Source organism: Sorlinia euscelidii (assembly GCF_036452135.1).
Taxonomy (GTDB): domain Bacteria; phylum Pseudomonadota; class Alphaproteobacteria; order Acetobacterales; family Acetobacteraceae; genus Sorlinia; species Sorlinia euscelidii.
In genome coordinates this window covers 264,253-285,981 of record NZ_JAWJZZ010000003.1, presented here as the reverse complement: position 1 = coordinate 285,981, position 21,729 = coordinate 264,253, and the positions used below count along the sequence as shown (strand labels likewise).

The following is a 21,729-nucleotide window of genomic DNA, read 5'->3' as shown; positions in this document are numbered from 1 at the left end:
CTCTCTGTTTTTCATGGAGTTAGCGAAAAGGTTAGACACTTAGTCATCGACTCTGTTTGAGTTCAGACAGGCGGTTCGACAATTTAAGTGGTTGATATTGTTGCAAAATAATATTCCTGCCCTCATCTTCAATTTGTGCTGAAGATGCCGCTTTCCAGCGCCATGCGAGTTTGAACGCTGATCTGCATTCCCAAACGCATTCCGACTTCAACAAAATCGCACCAAAATTACTTTGCTGTCCGTCCCATTCAACGCCCCAGCGTCGCGCGTAATGCGGCGTTAATGCGTGACTGCCAGCCCGGGCCTTGCTGGCGATAAGTCTCGATGATGTCCGCATCCAGGCGCAACGTGACCTGGGTTTTTGTTGTCTCCTGACGCGGGCGGCCGCGGCGGACGATGCGGGACCCCTCGCGAATGGTTGCGGCGTCGAAAAAAGCGTCCGTAAGTTCGGGCGCGTCGTCCGGGTCACGCCATTCGGGCTGACCAGAGCTTTGTTTCTTTCTCATGTGCATACCTCATTGAAATAATGCGCCGCGATTGACCCCTCTGAGTCCATACGATCACGACAAGACAAGACGACAAGTGCCCAGCGGTGATAAAACGGGGCTCGACATAAACAAAACGCGTGTCTTCAACGGTCGCTGTCCGCCCCGAGAACACCGACGCGGCATCACGGAAATCGAGGCCTCGTTCGCTCAAGGTCTTTTCTCGCTTTGCGGGATCGAATGTGATGCGCATTATTTTATGTAGCTACATTTAATGCAAAAGTCAATATTTCTTGTAGAAAAAAAAAGATTTGCCGCCTGACTCGGGTCAGTGTGATGACGCTTTGAGCACGCGGGCGACTCTGGACCACTATCTTCATCAGCTCTAAAAAACATTGAATCAAGTCATCCCCGCGCGGACCTCCACTTTGCGTCAGGCGAACTGACATCTTGTAGTTTTCAAAACAGATCTGTCGATTTTTCTGGTTACAGCAGAGTTGACGCTGGTCCAACTTCGAAGTACTCTATGGCAGAATAGGTTTGCTTCGCATCATCCACAATCAAAGCCGTTGCAGAGGCAGCCTTTACCGTTACAGCGTAAGCAAATCACTTTCATCAGTAATTTATTATGAAACCATGACGCCGTCACGGCCGCGTCTGACGCCGCGCGCGCGTGAAAACTCCAGAATATGGTCATGCTCTTCATTGAATGAGGCCACCACGTCTCTCGGAGGGCCTTCGCGTTAAAGCCACTGTAAGTTCAGATGAGGCCGGTATAAAATTGGCCGAGTAGCCAGTGCCCCCGATGGTGAACGTCTGCAACATGTCAGGCTTCAACGCCGAACGTGCGTTTTCGGGATTTCCGCCCAGCTGGTTTCGCATCATATTCCGCCCGTTGCGGGCGTTTTTTCATTGTTCAATTCAAGTCAGTCCCCACGGCACATTCAAGCGCCGCTTTACCTTCCAAAAAACTCATCCTCACTGTCATCACGAGATGCACGTGGCGGAAATTGTCCAGAATTCAGTTTATGACGACCGATTAAACGGCGAACCGGTAGGTTTTCCCCGACGCACGCAGCACATCCCTTCCCCCTCGAACAAACCGCGATGATCGTGAATTCTGGTCTATCGCAAAAGGAAAATAATCATGGCAGTCACAGGCCCGACATCCGGTTTTTCAGCGGGTGAACAGACCAATCTTACCCATGTCGATTATGCGCAGGAAGTCAGTTTCGGCATCGCCCCATCGGACGGTTTCAGACGTCTGCGCCACGCTGGTGAAACGCTCGCCGTGCAGGACATGACAGTAACCCCTGATGAAATCAATGCCATACCGGAGGAGGCTGAGACCGTCCTCACCGGTCGAAGCACAAGTGGTTCCATTTCCGGTTTATTGTCCTACGAAACCTATGATGAATTCATTGCAGCCATCATGGGGATGGAATGGTCGGAAGGCACACCCTACCAGGCGACGGATGATGCCCATCTCCCGGCAATATTACTGACCTACGAAGCCTTCGAATTTTCGACCTACGAAGATTATTCCGTCCTGTCGAACTGGCCCGTTAACGGGCTGGTCAAGATTTCACTTGGAGACTCGTCGCTCATCCTGCCTTACACGACTAAAATCATTGGGAAACAAGGATCGTCGATTGACACATTATCCTTATTCCGTCCGGCAGGTGAGGCGTTTTTCAAGCAGTTTTTCCCGGATCACGCGCTCACGGAAAGGATTATCTGTCCTCAGGGCTTTACCTATACCCCTGTCGGGATCGTCAACGGATCCGTGGGGAAAACCTTCGCCCTTCGTAAAAAGATCGCGGACCGTCATCATTTATTTTCCGGCAATATGGTCTCGCAGATCCAGATGAACTTCCAGGCGCAGCAAACGCCGACAATTCAGATCGATTTTATCGGGGCGAATCTTGAGCTGACAGATGTGTCGAACCTGGAATATGTCGCCGCCGCCACGACCACGCGTATCATGGAGGCCGGGAACTTCAACGCCTTCTCCATTGATGGGACGTCATATGACGGTGCGGTTCAATCCGCGATCCTCACCCTTACCCGCAATGGCGCCGCGCAGGATCAGGCTCTTGGCAGGATGGGCGCTGCGGGCATCCAGTTCGGCGCACTGAAGGTCACGCTGGAGGCGCAGATTTATTTCCGCAATGACGCGCTCATCCAACTTTGGCAATCCGGAAAGAAGGTGCAGATTTCGTTCAGCATTGTCGATGATCAAGGCAAGGGCTACCAGTTCACATTACTCAATGCCCAGCTTTTCAATTTCACAGCGCCGATTGATCAGAAAAACAAGACGATGGTCCTGCGCCTGCCCTTCACCGCGCATCCCTACCCTGGCGGCGGCACAATCGCCGTGCGCCGTATCGGGTAGGTAATATTAGGTTTCGATTGCGACATTCGACCGCGACCGAAGCCGTTGACTCAGTTTAACCTCACGCACGCCGTGACGTGCTGCCCGGAGCCTTTCGTCGCATTGGCAGCTCTCGTCGAAAATGGCGGCCCGGCGGCGCATTCATCGTCGTAGCAGCCGCGTTGAGGCGTTCCTCCCACAAATAAGCAACAAAATCGGTGACGTAAAAGCCGAGAGAGGCAAATCATGTCCAATTCTGATTCTCAAAATTGTGCCCCTGAAAACCGCATCCTCGATGAATATACAGTGTCCGGCGATGGTGGCCGCACACGTTCAACCATGGCGGATGTCATGAAGAATATTGACGGGCTGGCCAGCGCCGTCGCCTCCATGACACAGCTTGCTGCGGAGACGCAGGAGAAAGCGCAGGATGCCGCCACCAACGCCTATGACGCGGTGGAAGCTGCCGGGTCCGCCTTGGCGGAGGTCGACAGGGCCCTCAAATCTTCCGACGTCTATATCCCGGACCATGATGCGGTGCCCGGCATGGTGAAAGGCATGGTACAAGGCGCGACAGGTCGTTTTACGCGGCCCATTATCGGTCAGGGTTATCAGCAGACCTGGAATGACCCACCTGGTCGCGCCGGCACGTCTCATATCAACATCAAGCCCACCGGCGTCGGGGGGCACTGGTTTTACGATCTTGAAACATACACGGCTTCGCTCGACACAGAGTCATGGGGTGCTGCGCTTTATTCCGGCTGGGGATACGCACATTTCGGGAAACCAGAAAGGTCAACTTCGGTTTGGATCGGCAGGCCGAATTCCGGCAACTGGCAATATCTCAGTTACTTTTGCGCCCCGACATCCTTCATCTGGAATAACGACGTCACGCACCAGAACTCCGTCGATGTCGGTTGGGTTGCGCGTGGCGGCTCCGGGGAGGCGACAGATGGCACGCTGAGCTTCCGTGGCAGTATGCTTGGCCCGGATGTCAATGATTTTACAGATCTCGGGACGGCCAATCATCGCTTCCGGGATATTTACCTGTCCGGCAATGTGCAATTGACGTCAGACATCAAGGTAAAGCGCGTCATTGATGACCTGCTCGATCTCGATGCCGGCTACCGGGACAAGCTATTGGCATTTTATGACACTTTGCACCCAAAGCTTTTCCGCTACAAAGCCGACGTCGCAGAAGGCCCGCGGGAAGCACGCCTGCATGTGGGCGTTGTCGCTCAGGACGTCGAAGCCGCCCTGCGCCATGCAGGCCTCGACCCTGCGGACTGGGCGCTCTGGAGCCAGCAGCAGCGATATGAGCAGGTCCAAATCCCGGAAGAAGCAGAAGCGCAGGAGCTGACAATCGACCCGGAAACGGGTGAGAAAAAATCCTTCACCCCCCCGGTGCAGAAATATCGTTATGAAACCCGGCCTGTCCTGGATGAAAATGGGCAGCCCATCTGGATGCAGGCGCTGATTTATTCAGAACTGCAAATGCTTTTGAGCGTATGTGAGCGCCTGAAAAGGGAGGCCGTGGAACGGAAGCAGGCCGAGCTGGAAAAACGCCTCGAGGCGTTGGAGGCGGCTCATGGCGGGTAGTTCCGGTTACGGCGTGCCCGTCAAGACGCGCCTGAATGTTTCGGGCCCGCAAAATCTGCCGCAAGCGCTCTCAGGTGACATTATCTACTGCCTCGTCCTGTCCGGAGATATTGCCCTCACCATCGGGAAAGGCCGCCCGGCTGAACGCCAGTCCATGACACTCGTCATTCAGCAACCCGTTTATGGCGGGTGTGAAACGACATGGCCTTCCGATGTGCGTTGGGTGGAAGGGCGGATACCGTTTATCGATAGCCGCCCCGGGTCCATCATCGTCGTGACAATGACGCGATTTGATGAGTCCGGCCTGATATTCGGGAGGTTGGGATTTTGAGCAACGATATCAAAATTCCGACGACGGGATATGTTGAGCATGACGGTGTTTTAGCCTGGGGACCAGCCGCCATCAACGATGTCAAAACCGTCACCATTGACCGCCCCCGCCGCGTCATGCGTTTTTTGATCGACGGGGATTTTTCCGACCCGAACGCATCCAATATACCAATTTCCATATCCTTTTATGACGGGACCCTTCCGCTTTTCAGTGCGGTTGGCCTGCGCAACGTGCAGGGTCAATCGAGCCAGGACGCCATGAAAAAAAACTTCAATCTCAAATTGCGGCGTCCCTCTAATGGCAAGAAGCTCTATGTGAAAATGGGCGACTGGTCGCCGGTCTCGACGATCACGCTAAAAGGCTATGGCACGGATCGGACAATGGTGCGTGAAACCACCACGACCGAGCTGTGGCGTCAGATGCATTCCCACCCTGATCGTCTATTGGCGCCGGTATCCGCTTACAGATATTGGGACAAGCATGATTTGGGCATGCATCTGACGGCGTCCTTCAGCACAGATGGCCTGCCCTGCGAATTATGGTGGAACGGGAAATTCCAGCAACTCGTTGTCTGGCGATCACGCTCGACAAACGATGATTATTTGATGGATGACGCCCATCGCAACCACATCCTGATGCAGGCCGAGCACACGCTTGAACTCTGGGATCGCGATTTTGACAGCACGGGATGGTCAATCCAGTCTCCCAAGATCGACGGGTATGAGGATCAGGACGACATCTCGCAAAAAGCGCCAGACGTACAGGCGGCGTGCGCAAGGCTATTCAGATGGTTTCAGGCCTGCCGCGCCGATGAGACCTGGCTGCGGAAGGAAATGCATCAATATCTGCACCTGAAATCATGGCTCGATTATATTTTGCTCGTCAATGTGACCGGGTCCTATGATTCGTTTCAGAATAATTTCTTCCTCGGCACGTGGGACGCCAAAAAGTGGAGCATCTGGCCATTTGATCATGACCGCACTTTCGGGGTGTCGGCATGGCAGGACATCAACCAGGCCGCGCCGGACAAAATCGGGTGGATCACGCAGCGAGGTTACCCCGCCGATCAGGACCCGGGCTTTCTGGATATCCTCACCCGCCGCCTCCGTCCTGAATTGCGGGCACGATGGGCGGAACTGCGCGGGAACGGGATCATCTCAACAAACAATCTGAAGAAAATCATTCTGGGCCAGATTGCCTTGATCGACCGGGATTCCATGGTGGATGACCTGAAGAACTGGCCGCTTTGGGGCAATAACACGGTTCGGGTGGACATCCCTTACGACGGGCGCTGGACGGTCTCCTACGTCATTGACTGGTTTAAAAGGCGTGTTGCCTGGATGGATCAGGCGTGGGGATACCCGCAGGAAGAGGAGTAATCCGGCTGACCCTCTCCCCTTAACCAATGGGTGGGCAGTGCGGTCATCATGCGGTGCCCGTCCCGCCTGTCGACATGCAGACAATATCCGATGCGTCGTTCACCTGACGTTTGAGTATCCGGACGGAAGATTTCGCAGAAAATGGCGATGATCGACTTAACGTAACATGCTGAGGGGCGGTGCCCGGGCTGGACATCGGGTGCGTCATCATGACATCCCTTTAAAATCGGTGCTGCCGGGCGAGCAGGCGCGATACATCCTTCATGAAGCGCGTCATTCTTTTTCGGCGCGTTCACTTTGCACATGGTGCAGGGTAATTATCTCGCAGCCAGGATTTATCAATGGGTGGAGCGACGTGCGCCGGATGTTCCGCATCGATATTGCCAGGGCATTGAAATCAAATTATAATGAAGCGTCGGTAAAAATATCGATTTCAAGAAATTGGAAGAGACAGTTAATGTCCGCAATTTTGTCCGGTTTCATCCTGATCTCCGCTACGCCCTGTCTCCGATGCCGCAAAAGCACCGGTAAAGGGCTGATCGCCGCACATGCAGAGCGCCGACCTCATTGCCGGTTGAGCCTTCGCGCATCAATCATCCCAAAAAAAAGTTAAATTCCTACGCGTTTGTCAGGTGAATCATGTCCGGCTCGCCAGGCCGGATAACGCATTGCGCGCGACTTCTTTTCCAGAAAAATAGAAGAAAGAATAATAAAATGCACAAAATTATTTATAATGATTTCCGATCTGTCTCTGGTTTCAATAACCGGCAGCGTTTTCTCGTTCTTCACTACACTGCCGCAAATTTTTTGGACTCCATCGCGGCGCTCACCGGTCCCAGCGTCAGTGTGCATTACCTTGTCCCGGATGAGACGGACCCGTCTTACCGGGCTGCCGGTTACACAGACACTCAAATTTTCAATCTCGTGGATGAAAAGGACCGCGCCTGGCATGCCGGAATCAGCTATTGGCGTGGCCGCAATAACCTTAATGACTCATCTATCGGCATAGAAATCGTCAATCTGGCGTCGGATGATCATGGTGTCTTCACCTTCCCCCCCTTCCCGGAGAAGCAGATCGCGGCGGTGAAGGAGCTCGTAAAAAGTATTTTGCAACGTTACCCTGACATTAGTCCGCGCAATATCGTCGCCCACTCTGACATCGCACCCGGCCGCAAAAGTGACCCGGGGCCGAAATTTCCGTGGAAAGAGCTTTATGATGAGGGTATTGGCACATGGTATGATGCGGAAGACAAGCAGAAATTCCTTAACGTGCTCTCCACCTCCGGATTGGGAATGTTGCGGCCAAGTCGCTGCATGATCCTCGAACTTCTGAACCGGTTCGGATATGACGTTTCCGGCGCGTCGACGTCAGCGGGCTTCACAAGTTTAATACGCGCCGTGCAACTCCATTATCGCCCCGAAAATTATGATGGCGTTCTCGATGATGAGACGATCGCGATCATCCTCTCCCTCGCTGAAAAATATCCGGGGTCATAAGCTCAGCTAGCTTGTCGGGGCGCACGGCCCTGTGTCGATGCCAGGAACCATCATGCGTTTGCATGATAAACTCAATGTTCCGAAAAGGCCGTGTCGTCCCTTTCGCGCCGTCGGGTGAAGTCACCTGAATGGCGATGCCTCTTCCGCATCGCCATGTTCCGTCGCTGAGCGGTCAGGCAGGGTGTCGATTGGCGTAAGCCGCAGCTGCCCCGAGGAGGCCGGGCTCTTCGTGAGTAATAATTTTGACGGGGATACGGCTCATCATCGTTTCAAAACGACCCTTTGCGATAAAGCGCTCCGCAAAGCCGGAGTGTGGGAGGTGGTCCGCAAGTCGCAACCCGATCCCACCCGCAATCACAACACCCTGCGCACCATGGGCCAGGGCGAGATCCCCGGAAATTGAGCCCAGTGAAAGGCAGAAGCGCTCAAGCGCGGCGGCGGCGATGTCATCATTGCCGAAAATGGCCTGATCCCATAATTCCCGATTATGGCGTATGGATACGGGCGCGCCGTGCATCTCGGCAATAACTTCATAGAGATTGCTAAGGCCCGGACCTGACACAACGCGCTCTGCCGATACGCGCGTGAAACGTCCACGCAACTCCGTCAGGATGCGGTCTTCCACGCTGTCGAGCGGCGCAAAATCAATATGCCCCCCCTCCGTCTCAATCACGTCATAACGTCCTGACTGACGCAGAAGGCAGGCCGCACCAAAACCTGTCCCTGGCCCGACAACCGTGATGGACCCTGTCTCCGGCAATGGCCCATCGGAGCCGCAGAGATGTTTCAGATGCGCGTCATCCACCTGAGCGACGGCGTGGGCGACAGCGCCGAAATCATTGATCAGCACAAAATCATCAAGCCCGAGACTGTGCTTGAGATTATCCGGCTGGATAACCCAAGGGTTATTCGTCATTTTGAGGATATTGCCCTGGATGGGGCATGCAATCGCAATGCCCGCCCGGCGCGGCAACGGATTTTTCTGGGTCTGCGCGAATTTCCGCCATGCCAGCGCCAGGCTGGCATGATCTGATGTGCGCAATTTGACTCCAGGCGCGAGTTCCGTCACCCGCCCGTCAGCAATCTTCGCGACCGCAAAACGCGCGTGGGTTCCGCCGATATCGACCGCAACTACTTCCTGCATCAAACTGCCTTTATCTTTTCCTGTTTTCAGCCCGTGACGACGCACAAACAGGCACGCGGTCATGCCAGGCTGAATATTCAAATTTGTCTGTTTACCCTTTAACGAGGGCCCTGTGATACCCGAATCGAACGCAATAACATATGGGCAAGATTTCGTGGCGTAACAGCTTCGATCATGCGTAACAGATTGAAGATTTTGGGAAAAGTAACATGCCCACGTCGTTGTTTTAACGCTTTATTGATCACGGAAACAGCCTTCTCCGGCTTGGCCAGAAAGGGTTTAAACCCGTTAATGCGGCGGCTCATACGGGTGTCGATAAACCCGAAAGAAACCAAAGTCACATTTACGTTATAAGGGGTCACCGCCGCCCGCAAAGCCCCTGCGAACCGTTCTATCCCCGCTTTTGACGCGCAATAAGCGGCCGAGAAAGGCAAGTCATGCCAAGCCGCGACGGAACCGGTAAAGACGATGTGACCGCGACGGCGCTTCACCATAAGCTCGGCCGCGACGCTCGCGAGCCCGGTCGGGACCGCGTAATTGACCAACGCCGTTTCTAGAAGAATGTCAGGCGTCTCGACAACCCGCCCCGGCTGACGCATATCCGAAACCCCCGCATTAAGAAAAAGGAGGTCGATCGGCGCCTGGGCCTCAGCTCGTGAGAAAGCTTCGAGAGATTCATGCATATTGCTGAGATCAACGACGACGATATCGGTTTCGGCACCCGCCGCCGTGCAGATTTTCGCGAGAGATTCGAGACGCTGGAGGTCACGCCCCCATAGGGAAATGCGTTGCGCCCGTGCCGCATAATGTTGGGCAAGCGCCGCGCCAATGCCGCCCGATGCACCAGTTATTAAGACGTGGTCATATAACTGCAAACACTTTGACATTTCGGATGAACGTGACATTGAACAGGCTCTTGATGTTTAAAACGCGGACCGGTTTACACCAGCTTGCTGAAAAGGGAGAAACTTTGTTTGAAAAATCGGTAACGCCGGTTGCCCAGCGTGAAGCGCATCCCGCCAATCATCCTGCGGGAATTTCAAGCGACAGGACGCAGGCCGTAACGATCCGGTCAGTCACAACCCGCAAGGACCGCGCGTTGTTCATAAAACTGCCCCGCCTGCTTTACCAGGGGATGGCATCCTATACTCCGCCGCTGGATATCGAGCAAAGGGACCTCCTCGACCCGGGTAAGGCCCCCATCTTCCGTCATGCTTCTGTGCGATATTTTATTGCCTGGCGGGGTGCGCGGCCCGTAGGACGCATTGCCGCCATCGTCGATTACGTCGCGACGGCCCGTTGGGAGGAGAGGATCGGCCTCTTCGGGGCGTTGGATGCTGAAGCGGATGAGAGCGTGATTCGCGCCCTGCTGGACGCAGCCCGCGCCTGGCTTCGGGAGAATGGGATGGTGCAGATGCGCGGCCCCGTCACGCTGAACTGCCATGGAGAATCGGGGGTGATGGTCTCCGGGCAGGATGAAGCCCCCATGATCGCCACGCCATGGCACCCGCCGCACCTGCATCGCATGATGGAGCGGATCGGCCTGAAGAAGGAAATGGACCTTCTGACATTCCGCCTCGACCTCAAACAGGATTACGATTTTTCCTCCCTGTTTCCGCAGGGATTTGCCCCGGGATCGGGTCGGTATGAGGATATCTCGATCTCCCGACTCTCTAAAAGGCAGATCGCCGCACAAGGGGAGGTTTTACGGGCACTTTACAATGATGCCTGGGCGGACACCTATAATTTTGTCCCCATGCAGGCGCATGAGATGCGCACCATGATCAAGGCTTTACGCCCCGTTCTACGCCCTGAACATTACGTTCAGATCGATCAGAATGGCGCGCCGGTGGCCATGGCGCTTGTCGTGCCCAATATTTTTGATCTCACCCGGGATATAGGCCCCCAACCCTCACCCCTTGGCTGGGTCAAGCTCGCAGCACGAATCATGACGCATCGCTGCGAATCGGCACGTGTCATCCTTCTGGGCGTGTCGCATCTCGTGCGTGGCACGATGCTTGGTGCACTCCTGCCACCATTGGCGATTTCAGAATTATTGTCTCGACGCAATAAATTACCGTATCGATATGTCGAGCTCGGCTGGATTTTGGAGACAAACACGCCCATGCTGAACCTGGTGGAGCGTTTCGTCACGCAACCCAATAAGACGCACCGTATCTACGCGGAAAGCCTCGCGGGACCGCCGCGAAGTTAGAAATGCTGCCAGCCGCCTCGGGTCAGCTGGTAGGGCGCGCCCATCTCATCGAGCAATTGCGTCGCCGCGGGACCGGGTTTGACGGTCCCGATGCGGGTGATCGGCACAGCGGCGCGCTGCGATGCGTCGAGGATCGTGGCGGTGGCGGTGGCGGTTTCAGGGGCGGTGAAAAGCAGTTCATAATCATCCCCCCCCGTCACAAGCGCCTCAAAATATTTTCGCTGCAATGGGGGAGGAAGTTTTCCGGGAAGGGGAATATCCGCCGCTGAAAGCGCCATGATGACCTGGCTTTGCGAAGCGATATGGCCGGCATCCTGAATGAGGCCGTCTGAAATATCGAGGCAGGAAGTCGCTACGCCGGGAGGGATCACATGCGGGCGCGGCTCGGGGCAGCGGTAACGCGCCGCAAAAACGTCATCAAGGTGATCGATTTTGCCGGTCAGCGCCTGAAGGCCCAACCAGGAGCTTCCGATCGCGCCCGTTACCCAGATGGCATCGCCCGGGCGTGCGCCACCCCGCGTCAGGAGATGGTCGGCAGGCACTTCCCCGATCATCGTCACTGAAATAACGAGAGGACCATTTGTTCGCGTGGTGTCGCCGCCGATCAGGTTGAGATTATAGGCCCGTTGATCCGCTGCGAGACCCGCGGAAAATTTTTCAAGAAACATTTTTCCGCGTTGAGGCGGCAGGGTCAGGTTAAGCAGATATGAAACAGGACGCGCGCCCATCGCCGCACAGTCGGAGATATTAACGCGCAATGCCTTGCGCGCAATAAGGTCGGGCGGATCATCCGGCAGGAAATGGACATTTTCGACGATTGTATCCGTCGAAATGACCTGTCTTTTCCCGTCTGAAGCCGGGGTGAGACAGGCCGCATCATCTGCGAGCCCGTAGGCGCCTGGTCCGGCCAGTGACGTGAAATACCTTGCGATCAAGTCAAACTCACCGCCTGGATGATCGTCTTTCTCGGTCATCATGATGCCAGGGGGGCGCCCTCCGACTCCTGAGAGTCACTTCCCTGAGTGCGGCCGATCGCGTCCAGCACACCATGCACGAGTTTTGGCTCATCCCCCGAGAAGAACCCATGCGCTACATCGAGATACTCGTTAATGACGATCCGGATCGGCACCCCGGTGCAGATCTCGTAAGTGCCAGCGCGCATCAAACAACGCAGAACCGGGTCCAATCGCGTGAGCGGCCAGGTCGGCGGCAGGGCGCCAGTGATCAATGCGTCAAATCGCGCATCCTCTTTGACGACGCCGCGCACGATGCTCTCAAATAATTTGCGATCAGCCATCGGGACCTGACCGTCCTCAAATGAGCCCGTTTCACGCATTGAAAGGCGATGATCGGTGAATTGCGTAATAACAAGTTCGGCGCGCTCACCATTTTGCTCACATTGATAAAGTGCCTGAATGGCGGCCACGCGGGCGATCGTGCGTGATCTTGTTGGTTCTGGGGCGGACGCGCCAGTCATTTAATCCTGATCCTTTGGTCGATCTGTTTCGGAATCCATAAGTTCGGGCTCCTTAAACGTCTTTTGCTGCATGACCGTCAACAGTTTTGAAAACGCTTCCAACTCCCGGAAATCAAGATAGACGCTCGCAAACCGCACGAACGCCACCTCATCAACAGTCTTGAGGGCATTCATCGCCGCCTCACCAATCTGAGAGGAGGAGACCTCACCCTCCCCCATCGCCTCAAGCTGACGCACGACCTTATTCACCAGGCGCTCCTGCTGCTCCTCATCGACGGGGCGCTTACGCAGGGCGACGCGAATGGATTTGCTGAGCTTGTCGCGATCAAACGGAACGCGGCGTTTGTCGTTTTTAACAACGACCAGTTCCCGCAATTGAAAACGTTCAACCGTGGTGAAGCGATTGGTGCAGGACGGGCAGATACGCCGCCGCCTGATGGAGGCACCATCATCCGCAGGCCGACTATCTTTAACCTGGGTATCCATGTGACCGCAGAATGGGCAGCGCATTGCCGGTCCTCGTACCTGTGATGGGGGTAATATTATGCGGTCATGCAGCCGCTTTTGCACGCGTTTTAAACCGGTCACACCGTTTCGACCTTATGATTTTATTCAGACGGGTCCGGACAGGCGTTTTTTTACGCTTCGACCGTCATTTTATTTCGGAAAAGGCTCAAGGCATCACGATGCGCACATGGTCTCATATTATCGTCAGCACGCTTCTTTATGTGTTCCTGATGATTTCAACGCCCTGCTACGCGGATAATATGGATGACGGGAATGACAATGCCGCATCCGGCAATCTCAACGCGGCTCGCGACCTGAATATTCGTGGATGGATGCGACTTTCACGCCAAAATCCGGAAGTCATCAATATTTATCTGGAAATCACGAATGAGGGAAAGGACGCGTTTCTCATCACCGGGATACGCTCGACTTCCTGCCCATCCATATATGGGGTCAATTTTGACCAGGATGACACGGAGCAGGCGGCAGAAATGTTCACGCATTTCACGATCCCACGTAAAATGACCCTCGTCTTTCCCCGAGGGGGGTATCACTTCATCTGCCGCGGCTTCCGGCCGGAAAACGGCGCGCCGCGTCAGGTCACGCTGGATTTCAGCTTTCTGACGGGCGGGAAAAAACATGTTGTGCTGAATATGAATGATAAAGGGTTTTAAGCCGACGCCTAGCCCGCCTCGGCTTCCAGCTCTCGTGGAAGAGCGCGCCCTTGCGCACGCAGAATATCCAGGATCTGCTGGCCGTAACGCGCAATTTTATTATTCCCCAACCCCCTGATGTGCTCGAGCGCCGATAAATCAGGTGGCTTTTCTGCGCAAAGCGCCGCGATGACGCTGTCATGAAAAACGAGGTATGGCGGGATGTTCTGACGTCGCGCCTCCTCTTTGCGTAAACTGCGCAGCGCTTCAAAAATCGGCGCATCCTCTTCCGCGACCGTCAGCTCCGTCAGGACGCGCTCTGACATGGCGGCACGGCTGGCGGCTTTATGAAGGTCCCGCTCATCCTTCAGCATGACAGCACGCTCACCACGCAATATGGGCCGCACTTCATGGCCGTTCAGCTTCAGGACCTTATGCTCACCATCCAGCATGATAATATTATGCGCGACGAGCTGGCGCAGAAGGCTGCGCCACCATTTCTCGGTCTCATCCTTCCCCGTGCCAAACACTGTCAGGTGCTGATGCGCATGGGCTGCAACGGCGGTGGTCAAGCGCCCCCGCAAAACGGACACGACCTGCGTCGTGCCGAAGCGCTGTCCCATACGATAAATGGCGGAAAGCGCTTTCTGCACGGGGATAGACGCATCGAAAAGCTTGAGCGGCCGCTGACAATTATCGCAGTGCCCGCAATTTCCCTCAAAATCCTCGCCGAAACAGGCGAGTAATTGCTGGGTGCGGCATTTCGTTGTCTCTGCAAAGGCGATCATCGCATCCAGGCGGTTCCGCGCGATTGAACGGGCTTCTTCCGGCGCAGCGGACTGCTCAAGCCAATATCGCGCGCGTGCAATATCCTCCATGCCGTAAAGCAGGTAGGTTTGAGAACGCTCCCCATCACGCCCGGCGCGACCGATCTGTTGGTAATAGGCCTCCGGCGATGCTGGCATATCAAGATGCACGACACAGCGCACATCGGGCCGATCAATGCCCATGCCGAAGGCAATTGTGGCGACGACAACCAGAGGCTCCCCGCTTCTGAAACGCGTCAAAACGGCGCGCTTCTCCTGAGATGATAAACCCGCATGGAAAGGTAACGCAACAAAACCTTGTTTTTGAAGCTTTTCTGCGATTGCTTCCGTCTTATTCCGCGTGCCGCAATAGACGATACTCGCATGTTTCTCATGAGCCTTGAGGATGGCGAGCAGGTCGGCGATCTCAGCGTTTTTAGGGCGCGCCGCGAGGTGAAGATTGGGGCGATGGAAGCTCGAAACAAATTCACGCGCGTCACGCATGTCGAGAGATGCGAGAATGTCCTTCTGGGAATTCGGGTCCGCCGTCGCGGTGAGAGCGAGGCGCGGCACGCCGGGGAAATAGCCCGGCAAGCGCGCGAGCTCCCGGTAATCCGGCCGAAAATCATGACCCCAGACGGAGACGCAATGGGCCTCATCAATCGCGATGAGGGAAATCTGACGTCTGCCGAGCCATGACGCCACACCGGGGGCCAGAAGGCGCTCCGGCGAGATATAAAGGATTTTGATTTCGTCGCGTCGAAGCTGGTCCCGCAATTTCCCCAGCTCATCCGCCTCCAACTCGGAATGCAGCGCCGCCGCCTCGATGCCGAGTTGTCGCATCGCCGCCACCTGATCATTCATCAAAGCGATCAGCGGGGAAACGACAAGTCCCATCCCCTCCCGGCACAATATCGGCAATTGATAGCACAGGCTTTTGCCGCTGCCTGTCGGCATGACGACGAGGAGATCCTGCCCCTGCATGGCGGCAGAGACAACCTCCTCCTGCAACCCTCGGAAACTGTTATAACCGAAAACGCTCTCAAGCACGCCATAGGGGTCATGGCGTTTTTCATCGTCCATGAACTTGACCCCGCCTTAAATGGCGTCGATGCGCATCGCGCACGATGCCGCCTGCTTCAGGGGTCGATCTCGATCGTGACGGTCCGTGACGCCACAACGGCGTTCTTCGCATTGCGTGGGGCGCGGGATTTCTGCTGGATGATCCGCGCATCAACACCTTGACGTGCGAGGGCTTCAGCGACATTTGCGGCGCGTTTCATCGCCAGGAGCTCATCCGCTGACAGGTTGCGCCCGGCTTCGGCATGGCCGATGACGGCGACTTTGCGCGCATGTTCCTTGATGGCATCACTTGCGGCACGCGCAATAACGGCGTCGGCCGTGCTCGATAATTTCACCGATCTCGGCGCAAAAAATACCGGATAACGGTCGCGATCCGACCCGCTTTGACAGGCAGCGAGGCCGAGAACAGCAACAAACGGCATTTGGCGAAGATAAGCGCGCATTTATTGTCTTCCTTTGCTTGGGGCGATGCGATTCACCGCCTGCGATGGAGCGGATGGAATCATCAGCTTCGCCCTCAATGATCCTCAGAAGGTCGAAATCGCCGATAATTGACCATCACTCAGTTTCCACACCGAATCAAGCTTTTCGACACCTGTCAGGCGATGAAGCACCATGATGAGTGTCCGCCCTGCCGTAACGTCATTCAGCGTGCGGAAGAACTGTTGCTCTGTTTCAGCGTCAAGACCCGCTGTTGGTTCATCCAGCAGGACGATCGGCGCGTCAGAGAGGAGGATGCGCGCCAGAGCAAGGCGACGCCCCTCTCCACCGGATAAAGTCCGTCCGCCCTCACCCACCCAGTCATCGAGTCCCTCCGGCAGGGCTTTGACAGTGTCCGCCAGGCCCGCCTGCGTCAAGACACGCCAGAGTTTATCGTCCGAATGCGCGAGACCGTCGAGGCAGAGATTATTTCTGATCGTGTCCGTAAAAATATGTGTCGTCTGCGATAGCCAGGCGACCTGGCGACGCAGCGCCTTCGTGTCAAACTCCTCGTAGCCGTGATCATCGATCATCAGGCGCCCACGTGTCGGCGAGACGACTTTGAGAAGCAGGGAAACAAGACTTGATTTACCGGCACCTGAAGGACCGATTATGGCAATATGTTGGCCTCGTCCTATTACGAGGTCGCAATCACGCAAAACCGGCGGTCTTTCCGCGTGCCACGTAAAATCGACATGGTCAAAGCGGATTTCGCCAAAATCGGGGTCGATGTTCCTCCGTCCATGAAGCTGCGCCTGTTTCTGCGTCACGAAAACCGTCACCCGCGCCGCCGCATGACGCAACTTGCCGAGCAGAACGCCCGTTCGGGCGAAACCCTGGAGCAGTTCCAATCCAGCGATGAGGATGAAGATCAAGGCGACGAAACCCGTCAGTCTGCTGCCATGAGCCATACAGGACCCGACCCCAATGAGGCAAAGTGCGACCATAGCCTGGCCCAGGAGATACGACATCATCCCGGATGCGGCCTGACGGCGAGCCTGCATGGCTTCAGCCTTGATCAGATGCGACGCCGCCTGCTGTACCCGCCCCGCCAGTAAGGATTGGGCACCGTAAATCTGGGCTTCCCGCAGCCCGATCGCAAAATCAAGCCCGGAAGAGCGCAATTGCCCCTGTGCCCGTAACACGTCCCCCCGGAACGCGACGTCCACAGAGCGGATAATACAGGCAGGCCAACAACCATGCCCAAGGCGACAAGGCCCAATGTCACGGCAAGAGTGAAGCTTAAAGCCCCGGCAAAAAAGATGATGGCCAGAATTGTCACAATCGCCGCACAGAAAGGCGTGATCAGCCGCAAATAGATCGCGTCCAACGCGTCAACATCATGGACCAGCCGGGAGAGCATATCCCCGCTGCGCATAAAGCCCATCCCGTGGTCAGAAACCCGTGCAAGATGGCGGAAAAACCAGACCCGCGTCGCGGTCAGCGCCCTGAACATCGCGTCATGCGCGCAGAGGCGCTCAAAATAACGGAGAATGACACGCCCCGCGCCCAGGAGTCGGAGGGTCAGGAGACTCACAATCGCCGTTGCGCCGACGACACCGACACGGGCAGCGGCGCTTCCCATCAGGGTCAGGCCGATAAGGGCGGAAAAGATTGCCAATATCACGCCGAAAATAAGACGCCATTTATAGGGCTGCCAGACGCGCAGGATCGGCCTGAAGACGCTCAACGTTTCCCTGGCCGGTTGTTCCAGGTGCGTTACGTTTTCCTGCATCATGATGTTGCCCGTCCGCGCCCGATCGTCAGTTTCTGCGTTGCCAGGGCGCGCACTTTTTCCGCATGGCTGGCGAGGATCACCGTCTTCCCGACCGCGAGGGCGGCGATGGCAGCGATGATTTCCTGCTCACTTTCCGGGTCGAGATGGGCCGTTGGTTCATCCAGAAGAAGGATCGGGGCATTTTTAAGGAAGGCCCGGGCGATGGCAACGCGTTGCGCCTGCCCGCCTGAAAGACCATATCCGCCCTCCCCCATCAATGTATCGAGCCCATGCGGTAATTGCCGGATCACGCCCTCCAGAGCCGCGCTTCTGACAGCCTGAAGGAGCGACTCCTCCGTCGCATCCGGTTTCGCGAAGAGGATATTGTCCCGCAATGTGCCCGCGAAAATGACGGGCTTCTGGTCGATCCAGGCCATCATCCGTGCCCGCGCCTCAGCGGGAATTTCCGTAGCATCGGTCCCATTGAAAGTGATCCTGCCAGCTTCCGGCGTGATGAAGCCGAGGATCAACTCCATGATCGTCGATTTGCCAGCCCCGGAAGGCCCATCTGTTACCAGGATTTCCCCGGGCCTGACTTCAAAGCTCAAAGCCTCGATGATGCGGGGCCGATCGCTTTGCCAGCGATAGGAAACATCATGAAAGCCCAGCGTCACGGCTTGCGGGCTCTCGGCGGCATAAGCCTCAGACGGCGCTTCGATCGCGGGTAGCCTGGCGAGTTCAGCTGCGGCGGCCTCCGCCTGAGCGACATCCTGATAGGTCAGCCCTTTGGCGCGGAAAGAACTGTAAAACTCCGGCACGCAGATGATTGTGAAAAAGACAGCAAAAATATCGTAGGAATAGTGACCGGGCCGGGCGAGCATGTGGTGGATCTGCCCATTATGGACGATCACCACACTGACCAGCGCGATGACGGAAGCGAGGTCCGTCGCTGTTGAGGACAGGAACGCCGTGCGCAGGACGCGCATCGTCCGCTGGCGGAGCGCATCGCCTGAAATCTGTAACTGAGCGGCCTCATGCGGCACGGCGCCGGCAAGCACCAATGTTGCGATGCCCCGCGTCCTGTCCAGAAACCGCGTTTGTAAACGGAGCATGGCAACAAACTGCTTCCTCGCCTCAACCCCCGTCCAGATGCCGAACACGGCCTGCGCCATCATGGCGATGAAAGCGGAAATCAGCAGGATAAGGGCCGCGGCGGGTTTGATATAAGCCACCGCACCCAGAACAATGGCGGGGGTCATGAGCCATGACGCCTTGATCGGCAGATAACGCGCGAAGTAACCGTCCATGGCCTCAATGTGATCGACGATCATCGCTGAGATTTCAGAGCTGTGAAGACGGCGAAGCAATGAGGGCCCTTCAGCTGAGATGGCGCGCATCACATAGTGCCGCAAATTCTGGCGGGCGCGGGCGCCGCAGCGATGTGCGACAATCTCCCGGGAATATGAAAGAAGCGCGCGCACCGCCACCAGCGCCGCAAATGCCATGACGCAGGATGTGACATGGATATCAATCCCACCGATTGCCGCCGTGATCACCCAGGCAATCAACGCCGCCATCGCGACGCCAATTACGCTATCGACACACGTCATGATGATCAGGGGCAAAATCTGCGCCCGTACACGACGTTGCTGCTGCCGAAGCCACAACCTCGCCTGGTTTTTGTCGTCCCGATTCATATGCCGCCATATAAGCGTCTGATCATGGCAAAAATAGTCATTTTTAAGCGGAAGAAGAAAAATTTACCGTTTTTCAAGCCTCTGGCGCGGTTGCTTACGACAATGTCATCCGACGCACAGGCTTGACGATGAAGGTCAGGACAAATTGCGTTCCGTCCTTAGTCGACAGCGTCATTTCACCGCCGAGCTGTTTGGTGAAGCCCGCGATCAGCTTGAGACCCAACTTTTCACGCCCGCCCTCTTTTTCAACATTTTGCGGGTCAAAGCCAATGCCGTCATCCTGAATTGTCAGGGTGCAAACTTCCTCATCCCGCGTGAGGGAGAGTTTGACGGCGCCGGATCGTTCCCCCGGGAAGGCATGGGCGAAGGCATTTGTCATGACTTCTGTCACGATCAGCGCCACAGGGACGGCCTGATCCGCCGTGACCGTGACAGAATCAAGCTTGAGGTCAAGCTCCACACGGCCCAGCAGATTGGGCGCATAAACAGCGTAAAGCTGTCGCGCCAACTCACCGAGGAAATTCTCCAATTGCAGGATGGCCGCCCCACCATCGGGGTAAAGATGTCGATGCAGGGTCGCCAAGGCGCGGACGCGCTCGCGGATCTCCTGAAATTCGCGCCGCGCTTCAGGCTGGCTGATCCGCTTGGCCTGAAGGTTCAGCAGCGAGGCCACAATCTGCAGATTATTTTTGACGCGGTGATGGATCTCCTTGATCAGGACATCCTGCTCCCGCATGGCGCGTTTCAGCTCCGCCTCATGGCGATCCAACTCGCGCGTGGCACGGCGGAAGGCCCGCAGCATGAAGGCGACTTCCGACGGGATGGACCTCGGGAAATTCGGGTTGAAATGCCCCGTCCGACGCCAGACATTGACGGACTGGGCCAGTCTCTGAAGCGGTGAGACAAGATAAAAATGAGCGGCGATCGCGACGAGCGCGAGCTCGATGATCAGCATCAACGCAATAAACGCGACCCGGGCGAGGAAGAGGTCAAGCGCGCGCGCCTCTTTGGGTTGCTGGTGCCGCGTGGCAACCAGGCTTCGTCCCTCAAATACAGGCACATATGAGTAGGATATGCGGGCATCCTGAAAGTGATCCAACTCCAACTTTTTTCTCGCATCCCGGGCGATGCGTGCCAGCGCGTAAGGTTTCCATGCCGTCTGGGCGTGACCTCCGGAGACAAGGGGAAGCGGCGCGGATGACGGGGACGAGTAGAGCCAGAGATCCTCAAAGCTGGGCGCTGTTACTCCGCGAATGGCGTGGCTGTAATTCAGAGCTTCCGCAATCGGAAAATATTTGATCCCGACGAGAAAGCCGCGCCCAAAGCTTTGATTGGCGCGCGGATAAGGCGTCCTGAGCGTGACTTTAATATAAACTTTCTGATCCGCCACGCCGACAAAAGGCGAGATGGCTGGATCCTCCCCTCCCGGCGTTTTCAGCCAGCTATGGCTTGAAAAGACATGTTGCCCCGGCGCGCAATCCGGTGACGACTCATCCGGCGTCGGGAAGCGGTGAATGATCTTTTCCGTCTCATCCAGCAACATAAGGCGGCACATCGTGCCTAAAGGCATCTGCATATGCACGTCAGGCAGCTGAACCGTGCCATTCGTCACAATGCGGGAGGAGAGCGCCTCCAGCCCGAGGCGCACACGATAGACCTGATCAATGATCAGGGATCGGGCGAAGAAGAGATCAGCCTGACTGCGGTCAAAGCCACCATTGACGGAGGTGCGGTAAGCGTGCCAGGCCAGCACGGCTGAAACGGCAGCAAGCGGCAGCGTCGCGAGGACGATGAATGTGATGACCCGGGCGCCGGCCGAGGAGAGACAATTGAGTCTCAAATGGCGCAATCTGGGCCTCCCTCATGCAATCTGAAACCGTCCACCTGCCAAATTCTGATCCCCGCAGTTTCAGGATTTTTCGCGATCGTCCTGAATGAGGCGAAGAAGCTCCTCAGGGATCGGCTCATTTGCAATATCGTCATACAAAGCATGCAGACCTCGCTTGAGCCAAAGATCGAACGCGTTTTCCGGCTCCGCGTCGTCATTTGGGCGGGCAGTTTGCGGTTTGATCTCCTTTCCCGCGCCCATAACATCACCTCGAAAATAAGATCCTGACCGACAAGAATTTCATTAATAAACAGCACGACCGCCGTCGAGTTGCAACGACGCGCGGTCGACCCGTTCGACATTATCGCCGACAGATTATTTAATTTCATAGGTTTACGAATGCTTTCTCAACTTATAATTCTTCTTGAAGCATGGCGACTCCGCGGAGTCGCCATTT

Annotated in this window: 21 protein-coding genes; 7 read left to right on the top strand and 14 right to left on the bottom strand. The window is 56.1% G+C overall.

What is annotated here, in order from left to right; genetic code table 11:
- Positions 1–248: 248 nt before the first annotated feature.
- Both CGLAMM_RS07005 and CGLAMM_RS07000 read right to left on the bottom strand, forming a co-directional pair.
- Positions 249–506, bottom strand: a complete 258-nt coding sequence (locus tag CGLAMM_RS07005; protein WP_394820412.1) for a BrnA antitoxin family protein — start codon at positions 504–506, stop codon at positions 249–251.
- The gene (locus tag CGLAMM_RS07000) at positions 466–738 is read right to left on the bottom strand and encodes a BrnT family toxin (RefSeq protein WP_418115508.1); all 273 of its coding nucleotides are present in this window, start codon (positions 736–738) and stop codon (positions 466–468) included. The genes CGLAMM_RS07005 and CGLAMM_RS07000 overlap by 41 nt, the downstream gene beginning before the upstream one ends.
- Positions 739–1,632: 894 nt before the next feature.
- Here CGLAMM_RS07000 and CGLAMM_RS06995 point away from each other — a divergent pair.
- The 5 genes from CGLAMM_RS06995 (at position 1,633) to CGLAMM_RS06975 (ending at position 7,665) form a co-directional block, all read left to right on the top strand.
- Entirely contained in the window at positions 1,633–2,880 is a 1,248-nt protein-coding gene (locus CGLAMM_RS06995) for a phage tail tube protein (RefSeq protein WP_394820410.1), read from the top strand.
- 225 nt (positions 2,881–3,105) lie between these two features.
- Entirely contained in the window at positions 3,106–4,458 is a 1,353-nt protein-coding gene (locus CGLAMM_RS06990; protein WP_418115507.1) for a tail fiber domain-containing protein, read from the top strand.
- On the top strand, positions 4,448–4,789 hold the full coding sequence (locus CGLAMM_RS06985; protein ID WP_394820408.1) for a hypothetical protein: 342 nt from the start codon (positions 4,448–4,450) through the stop codon (positions 4,787–4,789). Before CGLAMM_RS06990 ends, CGLAMM_RS06985 begins: the two co-directional genes overlap by 11 nt.
- Positions 4,786–6,168: a CotH kinase family protein gene (locus CGLAMM_RS06980; RefSeq protein ID WP_394820407.1), complete on the top strand. Its 1,383-nt coding sequence runs from the start codon at positions 4,786–4,788 to the stop codon at positions 6,166–6,168. Before CGLAMM_RS06985 ends, CGLAMM_RS06980 begins: the two co-directional genes overlap by 4 nt.
- 714 nt (positions 6,169–6,882) lie before the next feature.
- Positions 6,883–7,665 (top strand): N-acetylmuramoyl-L-alanine amidase, encoded by a 783-nt coding sequence (locus CGLAMM_RS06975; RefSeq protein ID WP_394820406.1) that lies wholly within the window; start codon positions 6,883–6,885, stop codon positions 7,663–7,665.
- Positions 7,666–7,837: 172 nt separating this feature from the next.
- Here CGLAMM_RS06975 and glk read toward each other — a convergent pair whose 3' ends face one another.
- On the bottom strand, positions 7,838–8,809 hold the full coding sequence (glk, locus tag CGLAMM_RS06970) for a glucokinase (protein WP_418115555.1): 972 nt from the start codon (positions 8,807–8,809) through the stop codon (positions 7,838–7,840).
- Positions 8,810–8,907: 98 nt separating this feature from the next.
- The gene (locus CGLAMM_RS06965) at positions 8,908–9,696 is read right to left on the bottom strand and encodes an SDR family NAD(P)-dependent oxidoreductase (RefSeq protein WP_418115506.1); all 789 of its coding nucleotides are present in this window, start codon (positions 9,694–9,696) and stop codon (positions 8,908–8,910) included.
- An 83-nt stretch (positions 9,697–9,779) separates the two neighbouring features.
- Between CGLAMM_RS06965 and CGLAMM_RS06960 the strand changes: the two genes are divergently transcribed.
- Positions 9,780–11,024, top strand: a complete 1,245-nt coding sequence (locus tag CGLAMM_RS06960; RefSeq protein WP_418115505.1) for a hypothetical protein — start codon at positions 9,780–9,782, stop codon at positions 11,022–11,024.
- Here the strand turns inward: CGLAMM_RS06960 and thiL are convergent.
- The 3 genes from thiL to nrdR are packed head-to-tail and all read right to left on the bottom strand — an operon-like array spanning position 11,021 to position 13,011.
- A complete protein-coding gene (thiL, locus tag CGLAMM_RS06955) occupies positions 11,021–12,001 on the bottom strand; it encodes a thiamine-phosphate kinase (protein WP_418115504.1) in 981 nt (326 codons plus the stop codon). The two genes, CGLAMM_RS06960 and thiL, sit on opposite strands and share 4 nt — an antisense overlap.
- Positions 11,998–12,501: a transcription antitermination factor NusB gene (gene nusB / locus CGLAMM_RS06950; protein ID WP_394820402.1), complete on the bottom strand. Its 504-nt coding sequence runs from the start codon at positions 12,499–12,501 to the stop codon at positions 11,998–12,000. Before nusB ends, thiL begins: the two co-directional genes overlap by 4 nt.
- Positions 12,502–13,011 carry a transcriptional regulator NrdR gene (gene nrdR / locus CGLAMM_RS06945; RefSeq protein ID WP_394820401.1) on the bottom strand — a complete coding sequence of 170 codons (510 nt, stop codon included), beginning with the start codon at positions 13,009–13,011 and terminating at the stop codon, positions 12,502–12,504. It lies immediately after the preceding gene.
- 176 nt (positions 13,012–13,187) lie between these two features.
- Here nrdR and CGLAMM_RS06940 point away from each other — a divergent pair, with 176 nt between their 5' ends.
- Positions 13,188–13,682: a copper chaperone PCu(A)C gene (locus CGLAMM_RS06940; RefSeq protein WP_394820400.1), complete on the top strand. Its 495-nt coding sequence runs from the start codon at positions 13,188–13,190 to the stop codon at positions 13,680–13,682.
- An 8-nt stretch (positions 13,683–13,690) separates the two neighbouring features.
- Here CGLAMM_RS06940 and recQ read toward each other — a convergent pair whose 3' ends face one another.
- The 7 genes from recQ to CGLAMM_RS06905 all read right to left on the bottom strand — a co-directional run bounded on the left by recQ (position 13,691) and on the right by CGLAMM_RS06905 (position 21,533).
- Positions 13,691–15,550, bottom strand: a complete 1,860-nt coding sequence (gene recQ, locus CGLAMM_RS06935; RefSeq protein WP_394820399.1) for a DNA helicase RecQ — start codon at positions 15,548–15,550, stop codon at positions 13,691–13,693.
- Positions 15,551–15,606: 56 nt separating this feature from the next.
- Positions 15,607–15,993: an OmpA family protein gene (locus CGLAMM_RS06930; RefSeq protein ID WP_394820398.1), complete on the bottom strand. Its 387-nt coding sequence runs from the start codon at positions 15,991–15,993 to the stop codon at positions 15,607–15,609.
- Between the two features lie 84 nt (positions 15,994–16,077).
- Positions 16,078–16,941: an amino acid ABC transporter ATP-binding/permease protein gene (locus CGLAMM_RS06925; protein ID WP_408906689.1), complete on the bottom strand. Its 864-nt coding sequence runs from the start codon at positions 16,939–16,941 to the stop codon at positions 16,078–16,080.
- A 107-nt stretch (positions 16,942–17,048) separates the two neighbouring features.
- The gene (locus CGLAMM_RS06920; protein WP_394820396.1) at positions 17,049–17,768 is read right to left on the bottom strand and encodes an ABC transporter domain-containing protein; all 720 of its coding nucleotides are present in this window, start codon (positions 17,766–17,768) and stop codon (positions 17,049–17,051) included.
- Entirely contained in the window at positions 17,765–19,444 is a 1,680-nt protein-coding gene (locus tag CGLAMM_RS06915) for an ABC transporter ATP-binding protein/permease (RefSeq protein WP_394820395.1), read from the bottom strand. Before CGLAMM_RS06915 ends, CGLAMM_RS06920 begins: the two co-directional genes overlap by 4 nt.
- Before the next feature lie 94 nt (positions 19,445–19,538).
- Positions 19,539–21,293 carry a sensor histidine kinase gene (locus CGLAMM_RS06910; RefSeq protein ID WP_394820394.1) on the bottom strand — a complete coding sequence of 585 codons (1,755 nt, stop codon included), beginning with the start codon at positions 21,291–21,293 and terminating at the stop codon, positions 19,539–19,541.
- A gap of 60 nt (positions 21,294–21,353) precedes the next feature.
- Positions 21,354–21,533, bottom strand: coding sequence for a NepR family anti-sigma factor (locus CGLAMM_RS06905; RefSeq protein ID WP_319807407.1), 180 nt, complete (start codon positions 21,531–21,533; stop codon positions 21,354–21,356).
- Positions 21,534–21,729: the final 196 nt, after the last annotated feature.